This window comes from Protaetiibacter mangrovi, assembly GCF_024752305.1.
In the GTDB taxonomy this organism is placed as follows: Bacteria; Actinomycetota; Actinomycetes; order Actinomycetales; family Microbacteriaceae; genus Homoserinibacter; species Homoserinibacter mangrovi.
The window spans coordinates 19,113-44,189 of the sequence record NZ_JANTHX010000004.1; the positions used below are offsets into that span (position 1 = coordinate 19,113).

Here is a 25,077-nt window from a genome sequence, read left to right on the forward strand (position 1 = left end):
TGGGGGGAGGATAGGCGGGTGACGTCTGCGACCCCCGTCCCGTCCGACAGCAGCACCGACAACCCGTCCGGCTTCGCCCTGTGGGCGGTGTGGCGTCGCGATCCGGCGACCCGCGGCCCCGTCGACACCGCGGGCCTCGCGGATGCCGTCGCCTCCGTCGAGGCGGCAGGCGTCGTGGTGCGCGGGCTCTACGACGTGTCGGGGCTGCGCGCCGACGCCGACCTGATGGTCTGGCTCACCGGGGACACCGCGGAGGGCCTGCAGGGCGCGCTGCGGACGCTGCGGCGCGTGCCCGCGCTCGCGTCGCTGCTGCCGACCTGGAACGTGCTGGGCGTCCACCGCGAGGCCGAGTTCAGCCGCGCCCACGCGCCGAGCTTCCTGCGGGGCCTTCCCCCGAAGGGCTGGGTCACCGTCTACCCCTTCGTGCGCAGCTACGACTGGTACCTGCTGCCCGAGGAGGAGCGGCGCGCGATGCTCGCCGACCACGGGCGCAAGGGCTCGGAGTACCCGAGCGTGCAGGCCAACACGGTCGCGGCCTTCGCGCTCGGAGACTACGAGTGGATCCTCGCGCTCGAGGCCGACGAGGTGACCGAGCTCGTCGACCTCATGCGGCACCTGCGCAAGACCGAGGCGCGGATGCACATCCGCGAGGAGGTGCCCTTCTTCACGGGCCGCCGGATCACCGTCGACGAGGTCGCGGAGGTGCTGGCATGACGATCACCAACGGCCAGGCGGCCGCGCTCGTGCCCGCCGCCACCCCGGCCGCCGCTGCCGGCCCCGAGCACGTCGAGCAGCCCGTCGCCTACGACGCGATCATCCTCGCGGGGTTCGGGGGCCCCGAGGGGCAGGACGACGTCATCCCGTTCCTGCGCAACGTGACGCGCGGGCGCGGCATCCCGGACGAGCGGCTCGAGGAGGTCGCGCACCACTACCGACACTTCGGCGGGGTGAGCCCGATCAATCAGCAGAACCGGGAGCTGAAGGCGGCCCTCGAGGCCGAACTCGCCGCCCGCGGCATCGAGCTGCCGGTCGTCTGGGGCAACCGCAACTGGTCGCCCTACCTCGCCGAGGCCGTGCGCGAGGCCCACGACCGCGGCTTCCGCACCCTCATCGGGCTCGCCACGAGCGCCTATTCGAGCTTCTCCAGCTGCCGGCAGTACCGCGAGGACTTCGCGCTGGCGCTCGACGAGACGGGCCTCGGCGACGAGCTCCGGATCGACAAGGTGCGCCAGTTCTTCGACCACCCGGGCTTCGTGACCCCGTTCGTGGAGGGCGTGCGCGATGCGCTCGCCGAACTCGTGGAGCGCGGCTTCGCCGACGACGAGATCCGCGTGCTGTTCGCGACCCACTCCATCCCGACCGACGACGCCCTGCGCTCCGGCAACCGGGCCGTCGACTACGGCGCGGGCGGCGCCTACGCCGCACAGCACCTCGCCGTGGGGGAGGTCGTCATGCGCGAGGTCGCCTCGCACGTGGCCTGGGAGCTCGTCTACCAGAGCCGTTCGGGCCCACCGAGCCAGCCCTGGCTCGAACCGGATGTGAACGACGTCATCGCAGGGCTCCCGGAACAGGGCGTGAAGGCCGTCGTCATCGTGCCGCTCGGGTTCGTCTCCGACCACATGGAGGTGCTCTGGGACCTCGACACCGAGGCCACCGAGACCGCCGAGGAGAACGGCATGGTGGCGATCCGCACCCCGACCCCGGGAACGCATCCGGCCTACGTCGCGGGGCTCGTCGACCTGGTGCTCGAGCGGGTGGACGGCACCCCGACGGCCGAGCGCCCCGCGCTCACCGAGCTCGGACCCTGGTACGACGTGTGCCGCCCCGGATGCTGCGAGAACGTGCGCGCCGGGTTCAAGCCCGCGATCGCGGGGATCGCACCATGACGCTGCGCATCGGGACCCGGGGCAGCGCGCTGGCGCTCGCCCAGGCCGGCACGGTCGCCGCGAAGCTCGGCGCCGAACTGGTCGTGATCGAGAGCGAGGGCGACCGTTCGGACGCACCGCTCGCCGATCTCGGCGGGGCGGGCGTGTTCGCGGCCGCGCTGCGCGAGGCGCTCCTCGCGGGCGAGGTCGACGCCGTCGTGCACAGCTACAAGGACCTCCCGACGGCACCGCTGCCCGGGCTCGCGATCGCCGCGGTGCCCAAGCGCGCGGATGCGCGCGACGCGCTGTGCGCATCCGCCGGTCGAGATCTGGACGGCCTGCCCGCGGGCGCTCGTGTCGGCACGGGGTCGCCGCGCCGCCGGGCCCAGCTGCTGCGTCGCCGCCCCGATCTCGAGGTGGTCGACATCCGCGGCAACGTCGACACCCGCCTCGGCCGGCTCGACGCCGCCGACCCGGAGCGCCGTCTCGACGCGGTCGTGCTGGCGGCCGCCGGGCTCGACCGGCTCGGACGCAACGAGGTCGTGACCGAGTGGCTGAGCCTCACCTCCTGGCCGACGGCACCCGCGCAGGGTGCTCTCGCCGTCGAGACGCGCGTGGGCGACGAGCGCTCCGTCTCCAAGCTCGAGCACAGGCCGAGCCGGATGACCGCCGAGGCGGAGCGCGGCGTGCTCGCGCGACTCGAGGCGGGATGCGCGGCGCCGCTGGGCGTCTCGGCGATCTTCGAGGACGGCCTGCTGTTCCTGTCCGCCCGGGTGTACGCGCCCGACGGCTCCGAGCACCTCACGGCCTCGCATGCGCTGTACCCGGAGGATTCGCGCGACCCCGGCGGCGAGCTCGCCGAGCGCGTCGCGGACGAGCTGCTCGCGGCGGGTGCCGCCGACCTCGCACCGCTGGGGGGTGCGCGCCCGTGAGCTCCGACGCCGGCAGGAAGCCGCTCGGCGGCTGGCGCGTCCTCGTGCCGCGGGGCGGCAAATGGGGTGACTCGGTCGCCGCGACCGTGCGCAGCTACGGGGGCATCCCGGTGATCGCGCCGCTCATCAACTTCGCCTCCACCGACGACCCGGCGTCGCTCGCGAACGCCCTGCACGAGCTGCAGGACGGCCAGTTCGCCTGGCTGGTCGTCACGAGCGCGACGACCGTCGACGTGCTGAACGCCCAGCGGGTGAAGGTGCCCGAGACGACGCGCATCGCCGCGGTGGGCGAGACGACCGCCGCCGCGCTGCAGCTGGCCGGCTACCCCGTCGACTTCGTGCCCACCTCCGACAACTCGGCGCGCGGGCTCGTGAAGGAGTGGCCCCGGTCGGGCATCCGCGGCCGGGTGCTCATCCCCCAGTCGGACCTCGCCGAGCCCACCCTCGTCGCCGGGCTGCAGAAGCTCGGCTTCGCCGTCGAGTTCGTCACCGCCTACCGCACGGTGGGGGTTCCCGTCGCGGCCGAGGTCGCGCACGATGTGGCGACCGGGCGGATCTCCGCGATCCTCGTGACGTCCGGATCCGTCGCCCGGCAGGTCGCCGAGCAGCTCGCGCCTCTTCCGGACGACACGGTCGTCGCCTGCATCGGGCCGCGCACCGCGTTCGACACGCGCGCAGCCGGGCTCGCCGTGCACGTCATCGCCGAGGAGCGCAGCGCGGACTCGCTCATCGAGGCCCTCGTCGAATACGCGGAGGCGGGATGAACGGCACCCCCGTCGTGCGGCCGCGACGCCTGCGGCAGAGCCCGGCCTGGCGCCGGCTCGCGCAGGAGACGCGGGTGGCCCCCGCCCAGCTGGTGCTGCCGATGTTCGTGGCCGAGGGCGCGGCCGAGCCGCGGCCGATCGCGTCGATGCCGGGCGTCGTCCAGCACTCGCTCGACTCGTTCCGGGCCGAACTCGACCGCGCCGTTCGAGCCGGGGTCGGCGGGGTCATGCTGTTCGGGGTGCCCGTCGCCAAGGACGCCCAGGGATCCGGTGCGACCGACCCCGACGGCATCCTGAACGTCGCCACCCGTATCGCGGTCGAGGAGGTCGGCGACGCGCTCGTCGTGCAGACCGACCTGTGCCTCGACGAGTTCACCGACCACGGGCACTGCGGGGTGCTCGACGAGCACGGTCGCGTCGACAACGACGCGACGCTCGTGCGCTACCGCGAGATGGCGATCGCGCAGGCGCACGCGGGATCCCAGCTCGTGGGACTGTCGGGCATGATGGACGGCCAGGTCGCGGCGGTGCGCGCCGCGCTCGACGCCGCGGGGGCGACCGAGGTGCCGATCCTCGCCTACGCGGCGAAGTACGCATCCGCCTTCTACGGCCCCTTCCGCGATGCCGTGCAGTCCTCGCTCGTCGGCGACCGGCGCACGTACCAGCTCGACCCGGCGAACCGGCGCGAGGGGGCGCACGAGGTGGCGCTCGACGTGACCGAGGGCGCCGACATCGTCATGGTGAAGCCCGCGATGAGCTACCTCGACGTGCTCGCCGACACCGCGGCCTCGTCGCCGGTGCCGGTCTGGGCGTACCAGGTCTCGGGCGAGTACGCCATGATCGAGGCGGCCGCGCAGAACGGCTGGATCGACCGCGACCGCGCCGTCGACGAGGCGCTGGTGTCGATCGTCCGCGCCGGTGCGGATGCGGTGCTCAGCTACTCCGCGGTCGAGGCCGCCGAACGCTGGGCACGCGGATGAGCGACGCCAACGACGCGGCGTTCGCTCGGGCGCGTGCCGCCCTGCCGGGTGGTGTGAACTCGCCGGTGCGCGCCTACGGCTCGGTCGGCGGGACCCCGCGGTTCCTCGTCTCGGCCCGCGGCCCCTACGTGACCGACGTCGGCGGGCGGGAGTACGTCGACCTCGTCGCCTCCTGGGGTCCGGCGCTCCTCGGCCACGCGCATCCGGAGGTCGTCGCCGCGGTGCAGGCGGCGGCGGCGCACGGTCTCTCGTTCGGCGCCTCCACCCCGGCCGAGACCGAGCTGGCCGAGCTCGTGAGCGCACGCCTCGGCGACGCGAGCGGCATCGAGAAGCTGCGGCTCGTGTCGACCGGCACCGAGGCCACCATGACCGCGATCCGGCTGGCGCGCGGCGCGACCGGGCGCGACCTCGTCGTCAAGTTCGCCGGTCACTACCACGGGCACTCCGACGGCCTGCTCGCCGAGGCCGGCTCGGGCGTGGCGACCCAGGGCCTGCCCGGCTCGGCCGGCGTCCCCGCGCCGATCGCCGCGCAGACCCTCGTGCTCCCCTACAACGACCTCGACGCCGTGCGGGCGGCCTTCGCGGCACATCCCGGTCGCATCGCCGCCGTCATCACCGAGGCGGCGGGGGCGAACGCGGGCGTGCTCGCGCCGGAGCCGGGCTTCAACCGGTCGCTCCGCGAGCTCGCGCGGGCCGAGGGCGCGCTGCTGATCCTCGACGAGGTGCTCACCGGCTTCCGCGTGGGGCCGGCCGGATGGTGGGGCCTCGAGGGCGCGGACGAGGGCTGGGCCCCCGACCTGTTCACCTTCGGCAAGGTCGTCGGAGGCGGGATGCCGCTCGCGGCGCTCGGCGGCTCGGCCGTCCTGATGGACCACCTCGCCCCCCTGGGCCCCGTCTATCAGGCGGGCACCCTGTCCGGGAACCCGCTGGCCGTCGCGGCCGGACTCGCCACCCTGCGCCTCGCGGATGCCGACGCCTACGCGCGGATCGACGCGGCATCCGCGCTCGTCGGGGGGTGGGTGTCCGAGGCGCTCACGGCGGAGGGGGTCGCCCACGTGATCCCGCGCGCCAGCAGCCTGTTCTCGATCGCCTTCCGCGAGGGCGCGGTACGCGAATACGCGGATGCGAAGGCACAGGAGGCGTGGCGCTATCCGCCGTTCTTCCACGCCCTGCTCGACGCCGGGGTCTCGGCTCCGCCGAGCGTCTTCGAGGCCTGGTTCCTGACGGCCGCGCACGACGACGCGGCGCTCGATCGCATCCGCGCCGCGCTGCCGACCGCGGCCCGCGCCGCCGCCGCGGCCACCCCCTGATCCCGAGCGCTACCCGCTCCGGCGACCGCTACCCATAGACGGAGAGCGCTCGCCGATATCGGTAGCGCTCGCGGATGGGTGGCTAGGCGAGCTGCGTCAGCGCCGCACCGAGCAGCACCACGGCGACGAGCGGGGCCGCGCCCTGCACGAGCGCGGCGCGCAGCATCCGATGGTTGGAGCTGATGAGCACGAGGGCGGCGAGCACCATGCTGAGGCAGGCGAACAGCACGAGCACGATGCCGGCGAGCGCGAGCCCCGACCACAGCAGCACGAGACCCGCCGCGACGCCGAGCGCCAGGAACAGGTTGTAGTAGCCCTGGTTGTAGGCCATCGGGCGCAGGGCCTCGGCCTCCTCGGCGCTGCGCACCCCGAAGGTGCGCCGCGTCGACTCGCGCGTCCAGAGCACGCTCTCGAGCACCCAGATGTAGACGTGGATCGCGGCGGCGATCCCGGCGAAGATCGAACCTGCGATGGCGACGACGTCCATGGCCGTCAGTCTGCCACGCGCACCGCGATGCGCCCCCGCGTGTCACCGGCCAGGATGCGGCCGGCGTGGTCGGGCACCTCGTCGAGCGCGATCTCGGTGGTGAGGCTGTCGAGCAGCGCGAGATCGAGGTCGCGGGCGAGACGCGCCCACACGCGGTCGCGGTCGACGAGCGGCGCCTCGACGGAGTTGATGCCGAGCAGCGAGACCCCGCGCAGGATGAACGGCATGACGGTGGTCGGCAGCTCGGGGCTCTCCACGAGGCCGCAGGATGCGACCGCGCCGCCGTAGCGGGCCTGGGCGAGCAGCGTGGCGAGGGTCGTGCCGCCGACCACGTCGACGGCTCCGGCCCAGCGGCTCGCCTGCAACGGCTTGCCGGCCTGCTGCAGCTCGGCCCGGTCGAGCAGCTCGGAGGCGCCGAGCCGCTCGAGGTAGCCGCGATCCCCGGGGTGGCCGGTCGCCGCCACCACCCGGCGCCCGGCTGCGTGCAGCAGCATCACCGCGATGGATCCGACACCGCCGGTCGCCCCGGTGACGGCGACGTCCCCGTCGGGGATGTCGGCGTGCTCGAGCGCCAGCACGGCCTGCGCCGCCGTGAAGCCCGCCGTGCCGATGGCGGCCGCGCGCCGCATGCCGAGGGCGGGCGGCACGCGCACGAGCGAGTCCGAGGGCACGCGGGCGCGCGTGGAGTAACCACCATTGCGGGTTTCGCCGAGGCCGGCGCCCGTCAGCACCACCTCGTCGCCCGCCGACCAGCGCGCGTCGCTCGACGACACGACCGTGCCGACGACGTCGATGCCGGGGATGAGCGGCGAGATGCGGGCGACCCCCCGGTCACCGCGCAGAGCGAGGCCGTCCTTGAAGTTGAGGCTCGAGTACGCCACGTCGAGCAGCACCTCGCCGTCGCCGAGGTCGCTCTCGTCGACCTCCGCGAAGGCGACCGCGACGCCCTCGTCCGACCGGGTCACCTGCAGCGCGCGCACCATGCGTCGAGCCTACGTGGCGAGCTCGATCTCGAGCTTCTGCACCCGGGTGGCCGCGGGTGGGCTCATCAGGATGCCGCAGTGCAGGGCGCCGCGGGGGCCGTGCAGCACCCAGTCGGCGCGAGCCGGGCCGGCGTAGCCGACGGCGCCCAGCTCGTCGACGCCGCCGATCCGGTCGAGCAGGGCGGCGAGTCTCGCGGCGCGGCGGGAGAGGGGGACGTCGAGGTCGACGCAGTCGTCGAGCAGCTCCGCGGCGGGGAGCGAGCCGGAGGCGAGCGCCGCGCGCACGCGCTCGGCCGCGTCGACCGTCTCGGGCCACGGATGGGGTTCGGGGGCGTCGAGCGCCGCCGCGGCCGTCCCGCCCGGGAGCGCGGCGTCGAACGCCGCGTGGACGGGGCGCGTGAGCCCGGTGTAGGTGGCGTTCTCGAAGACGACGGCGCCGATCCCGGATCCCTGCTCCCACTCCATGCGGGTGGTGAAGCCCGGGTAGCCGCCGCTGTGGCCGACGAAACGCCGCCCCGCGCCGTCGGAGCGCACCACCAGCCCGAGTCCGTAGGCGTGCCACGGACCGTCGCCCGACGGGTCGCCCGCGACGGGGGTCTCGGGCCGCCGCATCCGCGCGGCGAGGCGCTCCGGCAGCACCCCGTCGACGTCGATCGCGCCGCTCAGCACCCCGCACCATCGGGCCAGGTCGGTCACCGTGCTGAACAGTCCGCCGATCGGGGAGAACGCGCCCGGGCCGGTGAACGGCAGCGGCTCCCAGCCGTCGGGGCCCGGACGGTACCCGGTGACCGCGTCGCCGACGGCCTCCGTGTAGCCGGTGCCGCGGAGGCCGAGCGGCGCGAGCAGCCGCGTCTCGACGAAGCGCCGGTACGGCATGCCGGCCCGCAGCGCGATGATGCGCCCGACGATCGCGTAGCCGAGGTTCGAGTACTCGTAGCGCCGGCCGGCGGGCCACGCCATCCGCACACCCTCGGACAGCAGCGCGGCGAAGTCGTCGTCGGAGAGCGACTCCTGGCGGTCGCCCCACGGGTCGTCGGTCGGGAACCCCGCCCGCATCGCGAGCGCGTCGCGCACAGTCGGTGCCGACGTGGGCCGGCCGATCATCCGCAGGGGAACGTCGAGCGCCTCGGCGAGGGGCTGCTCGAGGTCGAGCGACCCCTCATCGGCGAGCAGCAGAGCGGATGCGGCGGTGAAGCTCTTCGTGCAGGACGCGATCCGGAACGCGGCGCGCGCGGGCGCCGCCGCCGCCCCGCCCGCTCCGTGCGCCTCGACGAGCGTCCCCCCGTCGAACACGCCCCACGCGTGTCCGGGGGCGGTCGGACCGATCCGGGGCTCCAGCTCGCGCCCGAGCGCCTCGGCCAGCAGGTCGGCGACGTGATGATCCATCGCGGCGTTCAGCCGAACAGGATGGCGGCCTCGTCGTAGCGCGACTGCGGCACGGTCTTCAGGCGGCCGAGCGCGTCCTCGAACGGGACGGTCACGATCTGGGTGCCGCGCAGCGCGACCATCTTGCCCCACTCCTCGGCGAGCACGATGTCGACCACGGCCATGCCGTAGCGGGTGGCGAGCACCCGGTCGTAGGCCGTCGGCGTGCCGCCGCGCTGGATGTGGCCGAGGGTCGTGGCGCGGGTCTCGATGCCGGTGCGGGCCTCGATCTCGGGGGCGAGCATGTCGCCGATGCCGCCGAGCCGCGGGCGTCCGAACGCGTCGAGGCCGCGCTCCGAATGCGCGTCGTCCATGGTGTCGAGCTTGAAGCCCTCGGCGACCACGATGAGGGGCGCGCGACCGCGCGACTGGGCCGAGTCGACCCATCCGCAGATCTCGTCCATGCTCGTCTTGCGCTCCGGGATGAGGATCGCGTGCGCGCCGGAGGCCATGCCCGAGTGCAGGGCGATCCAGCCGACGTGGCGACCCATGACCTCCGCGACCATGCACCGGTTGTGGGAGTCGCCGGTGGTGCGCAGCCGGTCCATCGCCTCGGTGGCGATCTGCACGGCGGTGTCGAAACCGAAGGTGTAGTCGGTGGCCGAGAGATCGTTGTCGACCGTCTTCGGCACGCCGACGATCTGGATGCCCTCGTCGGTGAGGCGCTTCGCGGCGGCCAGCGTGCCCTCGCCGCCGATGGCGACGATCGCGTCGATGCCCGAGTCGGCCATGACCTCCTTGACGCGCGGAACGCCCCCGTACTCGAAGGGGTTGGTGCGGGAGGTGCCGAGGATCGTGCCGCCCTGCTTCGAGATGCCCATCACCTGCGGGCGCCCGAGCGGATGGATGTCGGCGTCGACCAGGCCCTTCCAGCCGTTCCTGATGCCGACGAACTCGATGTCGTCGTGCTGGGTCAGCCCCTTGAGGACCGCGCCGCGGATGACCGCGTTGAGTCCGGGGCAGTCGCCGCCGCTGGTGAGGATTCCGATCTTCACCCGCCCATCATGCCCTGTTTTCGGCGTGCGGCTCTCCCGCCGGCGGCCCCGGACGGTAGAGTTCGCGTGATCGGCGCCCCGATCGCCAACCACCACCATCTCCGAGGAGCGTCATGACCGACCCCATCACCCCTCCGCCCGCCGCGCAGCCCGCACCCGCCGCCGCCCCGGCCACCTACCCGGGCAAGACGCTCGGCATCGTGGGCCTGATCGTCACCTTCTTCGCCGCCATCATCGGCCTCATCCTGAGCGCCGTCGCGCTGTCGCAGTCGAAGAAGGCCGGATTCAAGAACACCCCCGCCAAGGTGGGTCTCATCCTCGGCATCATCTTCTCGGTCGGCTGGATCGTCTTCTGGATCATCTGGGGCGTCGCCTTCGCCGCGATCGTGGCCAACTGCCCCGAGGTCTCGCCCGGACAGTACGTCTGCAGCTGACCAGCCCGAACCCGCACGACCACCACTCAAGGAGCAGCATGTCCAACCTCCAGCAGGCGCCCGCCGGCACCGACTACCCCGGCAAGACCCTCGGCATCGTCGGCCTCGTGCTCGTGTTCTTCACGGGCATCATCGGCCTCATCCTCAGCGCCGTGGCGCTGTCGCAGTCGAAGAACGCCGGGTTCCAGAACACCCCGGCGAAGGTCGGTGTCATCCTCGGCATCGTCTTCCTCGCGCTCGGCATCGTGTTCACGATCATCTACATCGTGATCATCGCCGCCGCGGTCAACAGCGGCTACTGAGCCACGTCCCGAGGGCCCGCACGGTGCGCCGTGCGGGCCTTCGCCGTTCCCGGGCGTCGGTGCCGTCGCGTCGGTGCCGTCGCGTCGGCGCCGCGGGTTAGCCTGAGCCGGATGGAGCCCGTCGAGACCCGCTACGCCCCCGCGCACCGCCTCGCGCTGCGGCACCTCGTCGGCACGCTCGCCCAGGGCGGCACCGATCCGACGATCCGGCGCGACGCCGACGGCTGGTGGCTGACCATGCGCCTCGCCACCGGCACCGCGACGGTGCTGCTGACCGAGGGTGCGGATGGTGTGCGGGCCCGGGCGTGGGGCGACGGCGCCGCGGAGGCCGTCGCGGGCGTCCCGGACCTGCTCGGCCGGCGAGACGACCTCGCGGGCTTCGAACCGGGCCGGCATCCGGTGGTCGCGCGCCTGCATCACGAGACGCCGGGCCTGCGCCTCACCCGCACGGGACGGGTTCTCGCGGCGCTCGTGCCGAGCGTGCTCGGTCAGAAGGTGACCGGCATCGAGGCGAAGGCCGCCTGGCGCATCCTCGTCACCCGGCACGGCGAACCCGCCCCCGGTCCGGCCCCGCTGGGCATGCGCGTCGTGCCGACGGCGGCGGTGTGGCGCCGCATCCCGTCGTGGGAGTGGCATCGCGCGGGGGTCGGCCCGCAGCGGTCGGACACCCTCATGCGCGTGTTCGCGGTGGCCGACGGGCTCGAGCGCGGCGCCGTGCTGTCGTCGACGGAGGCCGGTCGGCGGCTGCGCACCGTGGTCGGCATCGGCCCGTGGACGGTCGCCGAGACGGTGCAGCGCTCCCACGGCGACCCCGACGCGGTGAGCGTGGGCGATCTGCACCTGTGCAAGCGGGTCGGAACCGCTCTCATCGGGCGGCGGGTCGACGACGACGGCATGCTCGAGCTGCTCGAGCCGTGGCGCGGGCACCGGCAGCGCGTCGTGCGCCTCATCGAGGCGGCGGGCATCGGCTACGAGCGGCACGGCCCGCGGCTGGCGATCCCCGAGCACCGCACCCGCTGACCGGGCGGCGGCGTTGTCGGCATCCGACAGCGATCTGGCGCATCCGCTGACGGATCACCTAACGTGCCCGCGTGGGATTCATCCGCCGCCTCTCCCGTCTCGCCTGGCTCTCGACGCGCGCGCCGAAGCTCCCCCCGCTCGACATCTACGACGTCTGCTCCTCGCCGCGGCGCGTGATGCCGGGCGACCTCGACGAGCTGCGCCACATGAACAACGGCGCCTACCTCTCGAATCTCGATCACGCCCGGCAGGAGCTGGTCGTGCGCACGGGCCTCTGGAAGCGGATGCGCGACGCCGGCTTCTATCCGGTGGTCGGCGCGCAGATGATCGCCTACCGCAAGTCGCTGCAGCTCGGCCAGCGGTACGTGATCGAGTCCCGGTTCCTCGGACTCGACGACCGGGCGGCGTACCTGGAGCAGCGCTTCGTGGTCGACGGCGAGATCTACGCGCGCGCCTACGTGCAGGGCCGCTTCGTGTTCGACCGCGGCGGGACCGTGCCGATGGACGTGCTCTCGCAGGTGAGCGGCATGGACCCGGAGACCCACCCCATCCCCGCCTGGCTGCACGACTGGGCCGGCAGGGTGCGCCTGCCCGCGACGCGCGCCGCCGCCCCGTCCGAGTGGGACTGAGGCCTCAGCCGAGAGCGTCCACCGGGCGACGTCAGGGGAGGAAGACGATCCGCTCGTCGCCGCCACGCGAGGCCTCCCACACGCCTGCGACCTCGGCCAGCGGCACGGGACGCGCCCGGATGTCGAAGTCGCCCGCCGAGACGGCTTTCGCGATCGCGGGCAACTCGCGCGCGAAGTCGCGAGCGGGAACCGCGCCGATGCCACTGCCGACCACCTCCAGGCGGGCGGCCCTGAAGGCCGCGGAGGGCAACGGGGCGTCGAGTCCTCCGACGGAGCCGATCTGCACCCAGGTGAGCTGCGCGGCGCGGTCGGCGCGGGCCGAGATCATGGCGCGCATCGCGGCGGCGGTCGCGTCCCCCCAGACGTAGTCGAGCACCACGTCGACGTCGGCCGCGGCGACGCCGAGCTCGTCGAAGGCGCACACCCGGTCCGCCCCGAGAGGGCGGACCGCTGCGAGGCGCTCGGGCGTGCGGCCGACCGCGACCACCTCGCGGGCGCCGAAGCGCTTCGCGACCTGGATCGCCATCCGTCCTGCGTTGCCGGTGGCGCCGAGCACCGCGACGCGCGCCCGCCGCGGAAGGCGGATGCGGCGGCGGAGCGCCACCCACGACGACATGACCGGGTTCATGGCCGCCGCGACCGCGACGGGGTCGACGTTCGCCGGGAGCGGCACGCTGCGGCGTTCCTCGACGACGGTGCGCTCCGCCATCGTGCCGAGTTCGGTGTCGTCGAGGAGGGCGTAGCGCAGGGCCCCGGATGCGTCGCGCACGACCGCGTCGATGCCCGGCACGAGCGGCAGGGTTCCGGTGCTCGAGTAGTGCGAACCGTCGGCCTGCGAGCGTACGCGGGGATGCAGGGCCGCCGCGACGACGTCGACCACAAGCTCTCCCGGTCGCACGACGGCGGGGTCGGGGTGGGGGAGATAGGCGGGCGGTGCACCGAAGGAGGTGACGACGGCGGCATGCACGGGAGACTCCTCATTTAGGTGGTAATCCCCATCAGTTTTAGGTGGTAATCCCATTCATGTCAAGATAGCCGCATGGCAGAGCCGGAAGACGATCTGGTCGACACCCTCGCCCACAGCGCCTTCGTGGTGATTGGCGCTCTCACGCGGATCGCCGCCGAACACGACGTCTCGCTCACCCTCGTGCGCGTGCTCGGCATCCTGCGCGACCATCGGCGACGCATGGCCGAGCTCGCCGACCGCGTCGGCGTCGATCGATCGACCATGTCGGGCCTCGTCGATCGAGCAGCGCAGCGCGGACTGCTCGCGCGACACCCGGATCCGGACGATCGGCGCTCGGTGCGCGTCGACATCACCCCCGCAGGGCGCGAACTCGCGGCGCGCATCTACGCGCAGCTCAGCACCGAACTCGCGCCGCTGCTGGACCGTGTGCCCGAGGCGCGGCGCGCCGGTCTCGCCGCAGAACTCGAGGCACTGCTCGACTAGCGCGCGGCGGCCTCAGCCCTCCAGCACCGCCATCGCGGCGTGATAGCCGCCGAGACCCGAGACGGCGCCGCCGCGGCGCGAACCGGAGCCGCAGAGCAGGATGCGCTCGTGCGCGGTCGCCACGCCCCAGCGCTCGGCGGGGGTCGAGAGGGGCTCGTCGTCCTCCGCCCACGGCCACGACAGCGGGCCGTGGAAGATGTTGCCGCCCGGCATCCGCAGGCTCGCCTCGAGGTCGCGCGTGGTGGCGGTCTCGATGCACGGGCGGCCCTGCGCATCCGTCCACAGCAGCTGCTCGACCGGCTCGTCGAGCACCGAGTCGAGCGAGCGCAGCACCGCCGACTGCAGCTCGGCGCGCGCCGCGTCGGGGTCGCGACCCTCGAGCAGGCGGTCGGGCACCTGCAGCGCGAACACGGTGAGGGTCTGGGCGCCCGCCTCGCGCAGCTCGGGCGCCAGGATGCCGGGGTCGGTGAGCGAGTGGCAGTAGCTCTCGAGCGGGATCGGGTCGGGCACGCTCCCCGCGCTCGCGGCCGCGTGGGCCGCATCGAGCGCGGCGAAGCCCTCGTGCACGTGGAAGGTGCCGGCGAACGCCGCAGCCGGGTCGACCGACGCGTCTCGCAGCAGTGGCAGCCTGCGCAGCAGCAGGTTCACCTTCACCTGCGCGCCCTCCGGCCGCACCGACGTCTCGCCGAGCAGGCGCGCCAGTTCGTGCGGGGCGACCCCGGACAGCACGACGCGGCCGGCGATCCGCCGCTCCTCGTCGCCCGAGCGGTAGACGACCTCGCCGTCGGGGCTCACCGCGGTGACCTCCGCACCGGTGACGAGCTCCGCGCCGGCGGCCCGCGCGGCGCGGGTGAGCGCCCCCGTCACGGCGCCCATGCCGCCCACCGGCACATCCCAGTGCCCGGTGCCGCCGCCGATCACGTGGTACAGGAAGCAGCGGTTCGCGGCGAGGGTCGGGTCGACCGCGGGGGCGAAGGTGCCGATGAGCGCATCCGTCAGCACCACGCCGCGCACCAGGTCGTCGGCGAACCGCCGCTCGACGGTCTGCCCGATCGGCGCCTCGACGAGCTCCGCCCACACCCGCTCGTCGCCGACCGCTCTCCGGGCCTCCGAGCGGGTCAGCAGCGGATCGGTCACGGTCGGCCAGATCCCGGAGGCGAGTCGGGAGGTGTCTGCGCCGAACGCATCCCAGGCGGCCAGATCGGATGCGGCGCCCACCGCCGCGAAGCCCGCCGCGGTGGCCTCCGGATCGCCCGTGTCGACGAGCAGCCCCCGGTCCGTCCCGGGCAGCGGGGTGTACGAGGAGTACCGGCGCCGGGCCAGCTCGAGCTCGAGCCGCAGCTCGCGGCGGATGCGCTCCGGCAGCAGGCTCACGAGGTACGAGTAGCGCGACAGCCGCGCGCCCACCCCGTCGAACACCTCCGCCGAGATCGCGGCCCCGCCGAGGTGCCCCTGCCGCTCCAGCACGGTCACGCTGCGGCCCGCTCCCGCGAGGTAGGCGGCCGCGACGAGCGCGTTGTGGCCCCCGCCGACGATCACCACGTCGCGCATGTCGCTCATGCGCTCACCCTACGGCGCGCACCCCCGCCGCGAGGGCGACGAGCGCCCCACGGGAGTCGACGTCCCAGCGCTCCATGATCGCGGCGACGTGCTTCTCGACGGTCGTGACCGCGATCCCGAGCTCGGCGGCGATCTGCCGGTTGCCGGCGCCGGTCGCCAGCACGGCGAGCACCTCGCGCTGCCGTGCGGTGAGCGGTGCCGGTTCGTCGGCCCGCTCGTCGAGGCTGAGCATCGGCGCCAGTGCCACCGCCACCCCGACGCGCGTCGCCACACCGAACGCCTGCAGCACCCGCGAGGCGTGGATGCGCACGGTGTGCTCCGACAGGAACAACCGGGAGGCGATCGCGGCGTTCGAGCCACCGCTCGCCATCAACATCGCGACCTCGCGTTCGCGCGGCGACAACCCCGCCCATCCGCTCGCGGCCGCAGGCGGCAACCGGCGGCCCACCCGCCGCAGCTCGCGCGCCGCCGACCGGCGCACCGCGAGGTGCCCGCGCACCTGCGAGCTCGACACCAGCGCGGCGAGCTCCCGCGCCGCCACGCCCCGGCGGTCCTGAGCGATCTGCGCGGCCGCCCGCAGGATCTCGGCGGTCGCCGCCTCGATGGCGCGCCCCTCGACCCGCGCATCGCGCAGCGCGCGCTCGGCGGCGGCGAGGGCGGCATCCGCGTCTCCCGCGGCCAGCCGCACCCGGCTCACCGCGCGGTGGTAGCTGGGTGCGGAGACGGGATGCTCGGCGAGGGCCGCCAGCCGCGCCAGCCAGGACTCGGCCGCATCCTGGTCGCCTGCATCGAGCGCGGCGGTCAGCAGGGTCTCGAGGCCGAGGGCGCGGTCGATGATGCGCAGCCGGCTGAGATCGGCGTCGCCCCCGCCGAGCAGCAGCAGACGGGAGGCGCGTTCGGACTCCCCGATGGCGAGCACCCCGTACGCCGCGAGGACGAGCACCCCGCGGGCCAGGGTGTCGCTCGGCGGCATGCGCTCGGCGCGGTCGGCGAGCTCCCGGGTCTCGAGACGGAGGTCGGCGTTGCCGCGCACGAGAGCCGCGCACGCCGAGGCGAACAGCGTCTCGCGTTCGGTGCGGGCCTCGCCGACCGCGAGCCCCACGAACTGCTCGGCGCGGGTGATCTCGCCCTCGAACGCGGCGACCCGCGCCCAGAGCGCCCGCACGAAGGTGAGGAACGGGTGCGGACCGCCCAGCAGCGCGGCGGGCGGGCCGTCGTCGACGTCGAGCAGTCGCGCCGCGACGTCGACGCGTGCGTTCGCGAGGGCGGCCTCGGCGAGCAGCGCGCGCACGACCGGATCGAACCCGGGGCTCAGCGGTGCGGGGTCGGCCAGCGCGGCGTCGATCGGATCGACGCCCGACGGGTCGCGCAGAGCCGGGTCGCGGATGCCGGGAACCCAGACGGCGACCGCGAGGCCGGCGACGGCGCGGGCGAGGGCGCGCGCGTCCGGATCGTCGGCCGCCGCGAGGGCGCGCGCCGCGAGCCGGGCGCATCCGGCGTGGTCGCAGCTCCAGAACAGCCGCAGCGCCTCGAGGCCGAGACAGAACGGATCCGGGTCGTCGCCCAGACCGGCGTCCACGGACACGTCGTCGCCCATCACCTGCCGCAGCACCCGATCCAGGCGCTCCCCGCGCTCCACGCGATCACGCTAACGCCCGACCCCGGGCCGTCGGGGCGCGACGGCGTCGGCTGCGCGTGAATAGGCCGAAACCTCCATGCGTGACCCGCGGCGGCGCCTCTACCGTGAGGCGTCGACCGCCCGAGGAGGAACACCGTGCCCCGAACCCGATTCGCTCTGCGGACCGTTCCGCTCGTCGCGGCCGCACTGCTGGCGCTCGCGCTCGCCGCCTGCACCCCGATGGACTCGGCCGGAGGGGGCGGCGGCGACGCGGGCGTCGGCGACACGAGCTCGGAGGGCACCGACGGCTCGACCGGCGGCGAGCTGATGGTGCTGCCGGGGACCGGCACGTACGCGATCCCCGCCGACATCCCCTACGGCGGCTACCAGCTGCACGGCGAACCCGCCGAGCAGCCCGCGGGCTGCACCTGGGCGATCCTCGACGCCGACGGCGCGGCGAGCTTCGAGGACCAGGGCGCCTACGTCTTCATCACCGACATCCCCGAGGCGGTCACCTTCGAGACGAGCGGCTGCCCCGACTGGGAGCAGTTCGAGTGAGCCGGGGCGAATAGCCCGGTTCCGCAGTACCCGCCGCGTCGACCGATTCCTAGGCTCGTGCCGCGCCACCCGTGCGCCCACCCGAAGGAGTCCCGCGTGCATCCCGTCCGCTCCGGCATCACCCGTGCCGCCCTCGCGACCGCCCTCGCGGTCGTCCTGCTCGCCGCCGCGGCCGCCCCGGCATCCGCCTTCACCTCCGACGGGACGGCGACGCTCGTCGTCGACTCCAGCGACCCCACGGTCGAGACCGCGGCGACCGACATCAGCGGCGAATGCCCGAGCGGCACCGACGCCGTGCTGGTGCAGCTCAGCTGGACGGATGCGGAGGGTGCGCATTCGCTCAACCTCGCGCCCACCCTCGATCCGTCCGACGGCACCTTCGCCGACGGCTACTTCCTGAGCGCGTACACGATCCCGGACGCCTACGGCGTGACGGGCCACTACGCCCTCACCTGCTCCGGAGGCGGAGGCGAGCTCGCCACGGATGCCGTCGACTACACGTTCCCCGACTTCGGGCAGACGCTCTCGACGCCGGCGAGCGTCGATCCGGACACGGCGCTCGTCGTGACCGTGGACTGCGGCGCCACGGCCGCCGACACCCTCTACATCACCCACTACCTGGACGACGCCGAGCTGTCGTCGACCTTCGTGGCGTACACCGGAGCCGGCGACTACCCGCTCGCGACGCCGTCGACCCTCGGCTACTCCGACGGCGACACCGCCGAGGTGCGCGTCGCCTGCGGGGTCAGCACCCCGAGCGTCGCGTACCCGTCGTCGCGGTACGTCGACTACGCGGTGGCCGCAGCCGTCGTGGATCCCCCTGCCGCACCGCCCGCGGCGGCGCCCGCCGCGGAACTCGCCGCCACCGGCTCGGACGAACTGGTCGCGCTCGGAGCGGTCGATCTGGTGCTGCTGCTCGCGGGCGTGGCCGCGATGGCGCTCGGTCGGCGCCGGGTCAGACGGTCAGCCGCGCGCCGTTGACCGCGTCGGCGTCGGCGGCGAGCCACGCCGAGAGACGCTCGGCGAGGACGGCCGCAGGGGTCCCCTCCTCGCCGAGCGAGCCGATCACGAACACCGTCGCCGCGCCGCCGTCGACGGCCAGCCGGTCGCCCAGCTCCGCGACGAGCTCCTCCGCCTCTGCCTTCGCGCGCGCATAGGAGCTCGCCTGCTCGTCGTCGGGGCGCACCGCGGTGGAGCTGACGATCGCGAGCCGCCCCTCGGATGCGGCGAGCGCCGGCTCGAACGCCTCGACGACGTTCGCCAGGGTGTCGACCAGTCGGGGCCGCAGCCACGCGTCGGCCTCGGGGCTGTCCCCCGGCTTCCAGCCGCCCACGAGGTGCAGCACGGCGTCGACCCGACCGAGGTCCGCGGCCAGGGCGCGCACCGCATCCGGGTCGGTGAGGTCGGCGACGCGGCGCTCGTCGGCGTCCACCCCCGACAGGCGACCCGCATCCGTGCCCACGGCGATCACGGTGTCGCCGCGCTCGCCGAGCCGGGCGCACACGGCCCGGCCGGCCGCGCCCGTGGCACCCGTCACGACCACGATCACCCGGTGATGCCCTTCGTCGACTCGATCACGTCGACCATCTTCTTGCCGAGCGCCTCGTAGAACATCGAGAGCGGGAACTCGTCGTCGAGCACGGCGTCGGTGTAGCCCTTCGGGGCGCCCGCGAGCACCTCGTCGGGCAGGCCGCGGGCCCAGGCGGATGCTGGGTTCGGGGCGAGCGTGCCGCGCACGAGCTCGTAGGCGGCCAGCCAGTGCGCCGTCTTGGGGCGGTCGATCGAGCGCCAGTACAGCTCGTCGATCGCGTCCGAGAGGGCGATGACGGCCTGGGGCACCTGGTCCCAGTCGAACGCGAGCTGCGTGTCGGTCCAGTGCAGCACTCCGCGCTGGTGCAGCCAGGCGAACAGCAGCTGCCCGCCGAGGCCGTCGTAGTTGCGCACCCGCGACCCGGTCAGCGGGAAGCGGAAGATGCGGTCGAACAGGATCGCGTGCTGCACGTGCACCGCGCGGTCGCGGGTGCGCTCGTCGGCGCCCTCGTCGGCGGCGAGCGCCACGCACTCCCGGAACGCGGTCAGGTCGCAGCGCAGCTCCTCGAGCGAGTAGAGGAAGAACGGCATGCGCTGCTTGATCATGAACGGGTCGAACGGCAGGTCGCCGCGCATGTGCGAGCGATCGTGGATGAGGTCCCACATCACGAAGACCTCCTCGGCGAGCGACTGCTCGTCGAGCAGCAGGCGCTGGCTCGGCAGCAGCTCGAGCTTCGTGATCTCGGCGGCGGCGTCGACCACCCGGCGGAAGCGGGCGGCCTCGCGGTCCTGGAAGATCGCCCCCCAGGTGAACGGCGGGATCTCGCGCATCGACACGGTCTCGGGGAACAGCACGGCCGAATTGGTGTCGTAGCCGGGCGTGAAGTCGACGAAGCGCAGCGAGACGAACAGCCTGTTCGTGTAGCGCTCCTCGAGCCGCGCGATGAACTCCGGCCAGATCACCTCGACGATGAGCGCCTCGACGTGCCGGTCGGGCGAGCCGTTCTGCGTGTACATCGGGAACACGACCAGGTGGCGCAGCCCGTCGACGCGGTGGTCGGCGGGCGCGAACGCGACGAGCGAGTCGAGGAAGTCGGGCACGCCGAAGCCGGCGGCCTCCCAGCGGGCGAAGTCGCCCGGCAGCGCCGCGAGGTAGGCGGCGTCGTGCGGGAACGCGGGAGCGAGCGCCCGGATGCCGGCGACGATCGCGGCGACGTGGCCGCGCGCCGCATCGTGGTGGGCGTCATCCGGGATCGAGCCGTCCTTCTCCTGCAGCTCGCCGAGGGCGACGGCCGCGGCCTTGAGCTGCAGCCAGGCGGCGCTGCGCTCGGCGGTGGAGGCGTCCTCGACGACCTCCGGTTCTCCGATGATGGACGGGGATGTGGCGATCGTGGTCATGTGCGCCTCCTCTCGCCTTCGAGCCTAGGCAGGATCATTGTGCGGAGGGTTGCCATCGGCGCTCGATCGTTGCGTCGACGCAGGATTCGCGCACGGTATCACCTGCTCCTAGGCTGAGCGCGTGGGTGGGGTGCTGATCGGGTTCGCGATCATCGCCGTCGTCATCCTCACCGGCTACGTCATCGCCCGGTTCGGCGTGATCGGACCGGAAGCGCACCAGGTGCTCAGCCGACTCGCGTTCTTCGTGCTCTCGCCCGCGCTGCTGTTCACGGTGCTCGCGGAGGCCGACCTGCACGCCCTGTTCTCCCGGCAGCTGCCGATCGCGGCGATCGCGGCGGTCGTGCCGATGGCGATCTTCCTCGCCGTGGCGCTCGCGGTGTGGCGCCGGAAGGTGCCCGAGGCGACCATCGGCGCCCTCGCATCCGGGTATCTCAACGCCAACAACATCGGCATCCCGGTGGCGGCGTACGTCGTCGGCGACGCGGCGGCATCCGCGCCCGTCATCCTGCTGCAGCTCATCGTGTTCGCACCCGTCGCGCTGACCGTGCTCGACGTGACGACATCCGGGAAGGCGTCGCTCGGGCGCATCCTCAGCCAGCCGCTGCGGAACCCGCTCATCGTCGGCTCGGTGCTCGGCCTCGTCGTCGCGCTCACCGGCGTCGAGCTGCCTGCGCCGGTGCTCGCGCCGTTCGAGCTGGTCGGGGCGGCCGCGGTGCCGATCATCCTCATCAACTTCGGCATGTCGCTGCACGGGCGCCGTCTGCTCGAGCATCCGGGCTCGCGCCGGGACGTGGTGCTGGCGGTCGTGCTCAAGCTCGTGCTGATGCCGCTCGTCGCCTGGGCGGCGGCGCGCTTCCTGTTCGGGCTCGAGGGTCACGCGCTGTTCGTCGCGGTCGTGCTCGCCGCCCTCCCGACGGCGCAGAACGTGTTCAACTACGCCACCCGCTACCGCCGCGGCGAAACCCTCGCACGGGATGCCGTGCTGCTGTCGACCCTGCTCTCGCTGCCGGTGATCGTGCTGGTGGCGGCGCTGCTGTTCGCCTGATCAGAGGGAGTGGCGGGCCAGCCAGTCGCGCAGGATCGCCGTGAACCGCTCCGGGTGCTCCACGCTCGGCAGGTGCGCCGAGTCGGCGAAGCGCGCCTCCTCGGCCCCCGGGATGCCGGCGAGCAGGATCTCGGCGGCGACCTTCGCATCCGTCACGTCGTGGTCGCCGATCACCACGAGCGTCGGCACCGCGACCTCGCCGAGGTGGTCGATCGCGAGCCGCTCCGGGCGCTGCGCCTCGCCCTGGAAGTCCCAGTGGGCCGCGCCGACGTTGAGCTCGATGGCGCGGGCCAGGAACTCGGGCGCCACCTCGTCGGCGTCGCGCTCGGGGCCGACATCCCACAGCTGCACCTCGATGCGCACGAGCGCGTCGACGTCGCGCGCGCCCTCGGCCTCGTCCATCGCGGCCTCGAGGTCGAGCTCGCTCTGCGTGTACTCGATGCCCTCGTAGCTCTGGCCGCTCGGATTCGATCCGATCGTCACGAGACCCGAGACGCGCTCCGGATGCGCGAGCGTCGCGTCGAGGGCGAACTTCCCCCCGCGCGAGGCGCCCACGAGCACGGCGCGGTCGATCCCCGCGGCGTCGAGCACCGCGATCAGATCGTCGGCCTCGGCGTACGGCGCATCCTCGCCGGGTGACTCGCCGTAGCCGCGGGTGTCGTAGCGCACGACGCGGTGGTCGGCGGCGAGGGCCTCGAACTGCGGATCCCACATGGCCCGCGTCGCGACGCCCGCGTGCACGAACAGGATCGCGGGCGCACCCTCGGGCCCGGCGACGTCGTATCCGAGCGTCGCCCCCGGGACGGTCACGGTGGGGGGCACGCCCCCAGGCTAGGCCGGATGAGCCCCGCGGCCTAGAAGATCATCGGGCGGTCGTCGTCGTCCTCGGCGCCGAGGTCGAGGTCGACCACGACCGGCACGTGGTCGCTCGGGCCGTCGCCCTTGCGCTCCTCGCGGTGGATCGACGCGTCGACCACGCGGTCGGCGAACGGCTGCGATCCGAGGATGAAGTCGATGCGGAGCCCCTCGTTGCGGGGGAAGCGCAGCTGCTTGTAGTCCCAGTAGGTGAAGCCCTCCGGGCGGATCGGGCGCACCACATCCGCGAGTCCCGCCTTCTCGAACGCGCTGAACGCCGTGCGCTCGGGGGGCGAGATGTGGGTCGAGACGCCCGGCACGAAGGTGGGGTCGCCGACGTCGGAGTCGAGCGGGGCGATGTTGAAGTCGCCCATGAGAGCGAGCGGCAGCTCGGGCTCCGCGGCGAGCCAGTCGTGCACGTCGGCCGCGAGCGTGGCCAGCCAGTCGAGCTTGTAGCCGTAGTGCGGGTCGTCGAGCGCGCGGCCGTTCGGCACGTAGAGGCTCCACAGCCGCAGCCCCTCGATCGTCGCGCCGATCGCGCGGGCCTCGATCGGCACATCCGTGCCCTCGTGACCCTTGAGGAAGCCCGGCTGCCCCGGGAACCCGACCGCGACGTCCTCGATCGGATGCCGCGACGCGATCGCGACGCCGTTCCACTGATTGAGGCCGTGCAGCACCACCTCGTAGCCGGCCTCCTCGAAGGCCTCCATCGGGAACTGCTCCGGCTTGCACTTGATCTCCTGGAACGCGACGACGTCGACGTCTTCGCGCACCATCCAGTCGAGCGCGCGCGCGTGGCGACTGCGGATCGAGTTGATGTTCCAGGTCGCGATGCGCATGCAGCAACGCTAGCGGGGACGCCCGATCCCCACCGTGCGCCCTAGGCTGGGGGCCGTGACCGACGCCCGCACCCAGCTCATCGAGTACATCTCGAACGAGGCCGTCTTCCACGGCGACTTCACCCTCACGAGCGGCAAGAAGGCCAGCTACTACATCGACCTGCGCAAGGTCAGCCTCGACCACCGCGTCGCCCCGCTCATCGGACAGGTCATGGTCGACCTGATCGCCCAGGTTCCGGATGTCGACGCCGTCGGCGGGCTCACCATGGGCGCCGACCCGGTGGCGGCGGCCGTGCTGCACCAGGGTGCCGCGCGCGGCCTGACGTACGACGCCTTCGTCGTGCGCAAGGAGCCCAAGGACCACGGTCGCGGTCGGCAGGTCGAGGGCCCGGATGTCGAGGGCAGGCGCGTGATCGTGCTCGAGGACACCTCGACCACCGGCGGCTCGCCGCTCAAGGCGATCGAGGCGCTCGAGAAGGTCGGCGCCGAGATCGCCGCCGTCGCCGTCGTCGTCGACCGGGCCACCGAAGCGCAGGAGCGCATCGAGGCGGCCGGGTACCCGTACCTCGCGGCCATCCGTCTCGCCGACCTCGGGCTCGAGCCGCAGTAACCGCACCCGATGAACGATCGACCCCGCGACGACGACGAGCAGTCCGCGAGCGATTGGCTCGCCGCCCAGTTCGGCAGCGACGACGAGCCGACCACCGTCCCGCCCGCGACGGCACCCCCGCCTCCGCTCGTGAACCCCTTCGGGACCGTGCCCCCGGCGCAGCCGACGGCCCCGCCCGTACCCCCAGTGCAGCCGACCCCGCCGCCCGCCTGGTCGCCCGCGCCTGTCCCCCCGGCGCCGACGGCGCCCCCCGCGTCCCCGCCGACCGCGCCGCCGACCGCGCCGCCTGCTGCGCCGCCTGCTGCGCCGCCGGGTGCGGAGGGCGGCTTCGCCTGGGGTCTGCGGCCCGGCACGGCCGCCCCTGTCGGTCCCCCGACGCCGCCCTCGGTTCCCCCCGCCGCACCCTCGACGCTTCCGCCGGTGGCGCCCCCGCCCGCATCCGCGCCTCCGGTCCCGCCCGCGCTCGTGGAACCTGCGGCACCCGAGCCCGCCGCATGGGCGCCCCCGCCGCTCGTGCCCGGGATCGACGGGGCCGCACCGCCCGCGGCGCCGCCGCCCGCCCCGATGCCCTTCGAGACCGCGCGGCTGCCCGAGGTCGCCCCCGACGCCGGCGACGCCCCGAGCTGGGAGCAGCCGACCCAGCTGATCGACGCCGTGCCGTCCGAGGCTGCGGCCCCGACTCCTCCTCCCGTGTTCCCGGCACCCGCCGCAGCCGACGTGGCGGCGACCGAGCTGCTCGGCGCGTCGGCGATCGCCCAGGATGCGGGCACCACCTCCGCGCTCGAGACCCTCTTCGGCGAGGACCGGTTCCGCGACTACGACGCCGAGCCGGATCCGCGCGGCGCCCCGGCGGCCGTCCCCGTGGAGACCGGCGGCGACCCCGTCGAGCGGGCAGGCGTCAGCCGGGCCCAGAAGGTGCTGCTCGGCGTCGCGGGCGGGCTCGTGGCGCTGCTGGCGCTCGTCGCGCTCTTCCTGCTCGGCACGCGTCTGCCGGCCCTCACCGCGGAGCCGACGCCGACCCCCACCCCGAGCGCCACGCCCACACCGACCCCGACACCGACCGTGCTGCCCGCCGGACCGGTCGCCCCCGGGGTCTGGGCGTGGGACGCGCTGCTCGGGGGCGAGTGCCTCGACCCCTTCGACGACCCGTGGGCGGAGGAGTTCACGGTCGTGGACTGCGCCGCCCCGCATCCGGCGCAGCTCGTCTACCGGGGCACCTTGGCGGCGACCGACGACGATCCGAGCGACGACCCGTTCCCCGGCACCGAGGCGCTGCAGGGGCAGATGTCGCTGCTGTGCACGGCACCCGGCGTGGTCGACCTCGCCGCCGCCGGCCAGTACAGCGACGCGCAGTTCCAGGGCACCTACCCCGCTAACGAGGAGGAGTGGGATGCGGGCGACCGCACCTACTACTGCTTCGTGAGCCGGTCGTCGGGTGAGCCGCTCACCGGCTCCCTCGCGGTGCCGCAGGCGCCCCCCGCCGGGTGA

The 25,077-nt window shown here is 73.9% G+C and carries 27 protein-coding genes; 16 read left to right on the plus strand and 11 right to left on the minus strand.

Going from position 1 to position 25,077, the window contains the following annotated elements; translation table 11 throughout:
• Positions 1-18: 18 nt before the first annotated feature.
• The 6 genes from hemQ to NUH29_RS02280 are packed head-to-tail and all read left to right on the plus strand — an operon-like array spanning position 19 to position 5,851.
• Positions 19-714, plus strand: coding sequence for a hydrogen peroxide-dependent heme synthase (gene hemQ / locus NUH29_RS02255; protein ID WP_258797288.1), 696 nt, complete (start codon positions 19-21; stop codon positions 712-714).
• Positions 711-1,886, plus strand: coding sequence for a ferrochelatase (locus NUH29_RS02260; protein WP_258797289.1), 1,176 nt, complete (start codon positions 711-713; stop codon positions 1,884-1,886). Before hemQ ends, NUH29_RS02260 begins: the two co-directional genes overlap by 4 nt.
• Positions 1,883-2,797, plus strand: a complete 915-nt coding sequence (hemC, locus tag NUH29_RS02265) for a hydroxymethylbilane synthase (RefSeq protein WP_258797290.1) — start codon at positions 1,883-1,885, stop codon at positions 2,795-2,797. The genes NUH29_RS02260 and hemC overlap by 4 nt, the downstream gene beginning before the upstream one ends.
• Positions 2,794-3,561 (plus strand): uroporphyrinogen-III synthase, encoded by a 768-nt coding sequence (locus NUH29_RS02270; RefSeq protein WP_258797291.1) that lies wholly within the window; start codon positions 2,794-2,796, stop codon positions 3,559-3,561. Before hemC ends, NUH29_RS02270 begins: the two co-directional genes overlap by 4 nt.
• Positions 3,558-4,541, plus strand: coding sequence for a porphobilinogen synthase (gene hemB / locus NUH29_RS02275; protein WP_258797292.1), 984 nt, complete (start codon positions 3,558-3,560; stop codon positions 4,539-4,541). Before NUH29_RS02270 ends, hemB begins: the two co-directional genes overlap by 4 nt.
• On the plus strand, positions 4,538-5,851 hold the full coding sequence (locus NUH29_RS02280; RefSeq protein WP_258797294.1) for a glutamate-1-semialdehyde 2,1-aminomutase: 1,314 nt from the start codon (positions 4,538-4,540) through the stop codon (positions 5,849-5,851). The genes hemB and NUH29_RS02280 overlap by 4 nt, the downstream gene beginning before the upstream one ends.
• 82 nt (positions 5,852-5,933) lie before the next feature.
• Here the strand turns inward: NUH29_RS02280 and NUH29_RS02285 are convergent, their stop codons facing one another.
• Genes NUH29_RS02285 through NUH29_RS02300 form a run of 4 tightly spaced genes read right to left on the minus strand, consistent with a single transcriptional unit; the run spans position 5,934 to position 9,741 of the window.
• The gene (locus tag NUH29_RS02285) at positions 5,934-6,338 is read right to left on the minus strand and encodes a DUF1304 domain-containing protein (protein ID WP_258797295.1); all 405 of its coding nucleotides are present in this window, start codon (positions 6,336-6,338) and stop codon (positions 5,934-5,936) included.
• 5 nt (positions 6,339-6,343) lie between these two features.
• Complete coding sequence (locus NUH29_RS02290; RefSeq protein WP_258797296.1) at positions 6,344-7,321, minus strand: MDR family oxidoreductase; 978 nt, start codon at positions 7,319-7,321, stop codon at positions 6,344-6,346.
• Positions 7,322-7,330: 9 nt separating this feature from the next.
• Positions 7,331-8,707 carry a serine hydrolase domain-containing protein gene (locus tag NUH29_RS02295; RefSeq protein WP_258797297.1) on the minus strand — a complete coding sequence of 459 codons (1,377 nt, stop codon included), beginning with the start codon at positions 8,705-8,707 and terminating at the stop codon, positions 7,331-7,333.
• An 8-nt stretch (positions 8,708-8,715) separates the two neighbouring features.
• On the minus strand, positions 8,716-9,741 hold the full coding sequence (locus NUH29_RS02300) for a 6-phosphofructokinase (protein ID WP_258797298.1): 1,026 nt from the start codon (positions 9,739-9,741) through the stop codon (positions 8,716-8,718).
• A gap of 113 nt (positions 9,742-9,854) precedes the next feature.
• Between NUH29_RS02300 and NUH29_RS02305 the strand changes: the two genes are divergently transcribed.
• The 4 genes from NUH29_RS02305 (at position 9,855) to NUH29_RS02320 (ending at position 12,126) form a co-directional block, all read left to right on the plus strand.
• Positions 9,855-10,175: a DUF4190 domain-containing protein gene (locus NUH29_RS02305; protein WP_258797299.1), complete on the plus strand. Its 321-nt coding sequence runs from the start codon at positions 9,855-9,857 to the stop codon at positions 10,173-10,175.
• Between the two features lie 38 nt (positions 10,176-10,213).
• Positions 10,214-10,477 (plus strand): DUF4190 domain-containing protein, encoded by a 264-nt coding sequence (locus tag NUH29_RS02310; RefSeq protein ID WP_258797300.1) that lies wholly within the window; start codon positions 10,214-10,216, stop codon positions 10,475-10,477.
• 111 nt (positions 10,478-10,588) lie between these two features.
• Complete coding sequence (locus NUH29_RS02315) at positions 10,589-11,497, plus strand: DNA-3-methyladenine glycosylase family protein (protein WP_258797301.1); 909 nt, start codon at positions 10,589-10,591, stop codon at positions 11,495-11,497.
• Positions 11,498-11,568: 71 nt separating this feature from the next.
• A complete protein-coding gene (locus NUH29_RS02320) occupies positions 11,569-12,126 on the plus strand; it encodes an acyl-CoA thioesterase (protein ID WP_258797302.1) in 558 nt (185 codons plus the stop codon).
• A 31-nt stretch (positions 12,127-12,157) separates the two neighbouring features.
• On the opposite strand, the gene NUH29_RS02325 is transcribed toward NUH29_RS02320, so the two are convergent.
• Positions 12,158-13,093, minus strand: coding sequence for a quinone oxidoreductase family protein (locus tag NUH29_RS02325; protein WP_258797303.1), 936 nt, complete (start codon positions 13,091-13,093; stop codon positions 12,158-12,160).
• A 72-nt stretch (positions 13,094-13,165) separates the two neighbouring features.
• Here NUH29_RS02325 and NUH29_RS02330 point away from each other — a divergent pair, with 72 nt between their 5' ends.
• On the plus strand, positions 13,166-13,576 hold the full coding sequence (locus NUH29_RS02330; protein WP_258797304.1) for a MarR family winged helix-turn-helix transcriptional regulator: 411 nt from the start codon (positions 13,166-13,168) through the stop codon (positions 13,574-13,576).
• A 12-nt stretch (positions 13,577-13,588) separates the two neighbouring features.
• On the opposite strand, the gene NUH29_RS02335 is transcribed toward NUH29_RS02330, so the two are convergent.
• Together NUH29_RS02335 and NUH29_RS02340 are read right to left on the minus strand one after the other, a co-directional pair.
• A complete protein-coding gene (locus NUH29_RS02335; protein ID WP_258797305.1) occupies positions 13,589-15,136 on the minus strand; it encodes a phytoene desaturase family protein in 1,548 nt (515 codons plus the stop codon).
• A 4-nt stretch (positions 15,137-15,140) separates the two neighbouring features.
• Positions 15,141-16,775 (minus strand): LuxR C-terminal-related transcriptional regulator, encoded by a 1,635-nt coding sequence (locus NUH29_RS02340; protein ID WP_258797306.1) that lies wholly within the window; start codon positions 16,773-16,775, stop codon positions 15,141-15,143.
• A 135-nt stretch (positions 16,776-16,910) separates the two neighbouring features.
• Between NUH29_RS02340 and NUH29_RS02345 the strand changes: the two genes are divergently transcribed.
• Together NUH29_RS02345 and NUH29_RS02350 are read left to right on the plus strand one after the other, a co-directional pair.
• Entirely contained in the window at positions 16,911-17,312 is a 402-nt protein-coding gene (locus NUH29_RS02345; RefSeq protein WP_258797307.1) for an Rv1352/Rv1906c domain-containing protein, read from the plus strand.
• 96 nt (positions 17,313-17,408) lie between these two features.
• Positions 17,409-18,293, plus strand: a complete 885-nt coding sequence (locus tag NUH29_RS02350; protein ID WP_258797308.1) for a hypothetical protein — start codon at positions 17,409-17,411, stop codon at positions 18,291-18,293.
• Here the strand turns inward: NUH29_RS02350 and NUH29_RS02355 are convergent.
• Positions 18,268-18,861: an NAD-dependent epimerase/dehydratase family protein gene (locus NUH29_RS02355; protein ID WP_258797309.1), complete on the minus strand. Its 594-nt coding sequence runs from the start codon at positions 18,859-18,861 to the stop codon at positions 18,268-18,270. The genes NUH29_RS02350 and NUH29_RS02355 overlap by 26 nt on opposite strands.
• On the minus strand, positions 18,858-20,240 hold the full coding sequence (locus tag NUH29_RS02360; protein ID WP_258797310.1) for a DUF6421 family protein: 1,383 nt from the start codon (positions 20,238-20,240) through the stop codon (positions 18,858-18,860). Before NUH29_RS02360 ends, NUH29_RS02355 begins: the two co-directional genes overlap by 4 nt.
• Before the next feature lie 121 nt (positions 20,241-20,361).
• Here NUH29_RS02360 and NUH29_RS02365 point away from each other — a divergent pair, with 121 nt between their 5' ends.
• Positions 20,362-21,285: an AEC family transporter gene (locus tag NUH29_RS02365; protein ID WP_258797311.1), complete on the plus strand. Its 924-nt coding sequence runs from the start codon at positions 20,362-20,364 to the stop codon at positions 21,283-21,285.
• Here the strand turns inward: NUH29_RS02365 and NUH29_RS02370 are convergent, their stop codons facing one another.
• Together NUH29_RS02370 and NUH29_RS02375 are read right to left on the minus strand one after the other, a co-directional pair.
• The gene (locus NUH29_RS02370) at positions 21,286-22,107 is read right to left on the minus strand and encodes an alpha/beta fold hydrolase (RefSeq protein WP_258797312.1); all 822 of its coding nucleotides are present in this window, start codon (positions 22,105-22,107) and stop codon (positions 21,286-21,288) included.
• Positions 22,108-22,139: 32 nt separating this feature from the next.
• On the minus strand, positions 22,140-22,979 hold the full coding sequence (locus NUH29_RS02375) for an exodeoxyribonuclease III (protein ID WP_258797313.1): 840 nt from the start codon (positions 22,977-22,979) through the stop codon (positions 22,140-22,142).
• Between the two features lie 55 nt (positions 22,980-23,034).
• On the opposite strand from NUH29_RS02375, the gene pyrE reads away from it, so the two are divergent.
• Both pyrE and NUH29_RS02385 read left to right on the plus strand, forming a co-directional pair.
• Complete coding sequence (gene pyrE / locus NUH29_RS02380; RefSeq protein WP_258797314.1) at positions 23,035-23,589, plus strand: orotate phosphoribosyltransferase; 555 nt, start codon at positions 23,035-23,037, stop codon at positions 23,587-23,589.
• A 9-nt stretch (positions 23,590-23,598) separates the two neighbouring features.
• Positions 23,599-25,077, plus strand: a complete 1,479-nt coding sequence (locus NUH29_RS02385) for a septum formation family protein (RefSeq protein ID WP_258797315.1) — start codon at positions 23,599-23,601, stop codon at positions 25,075-25,077.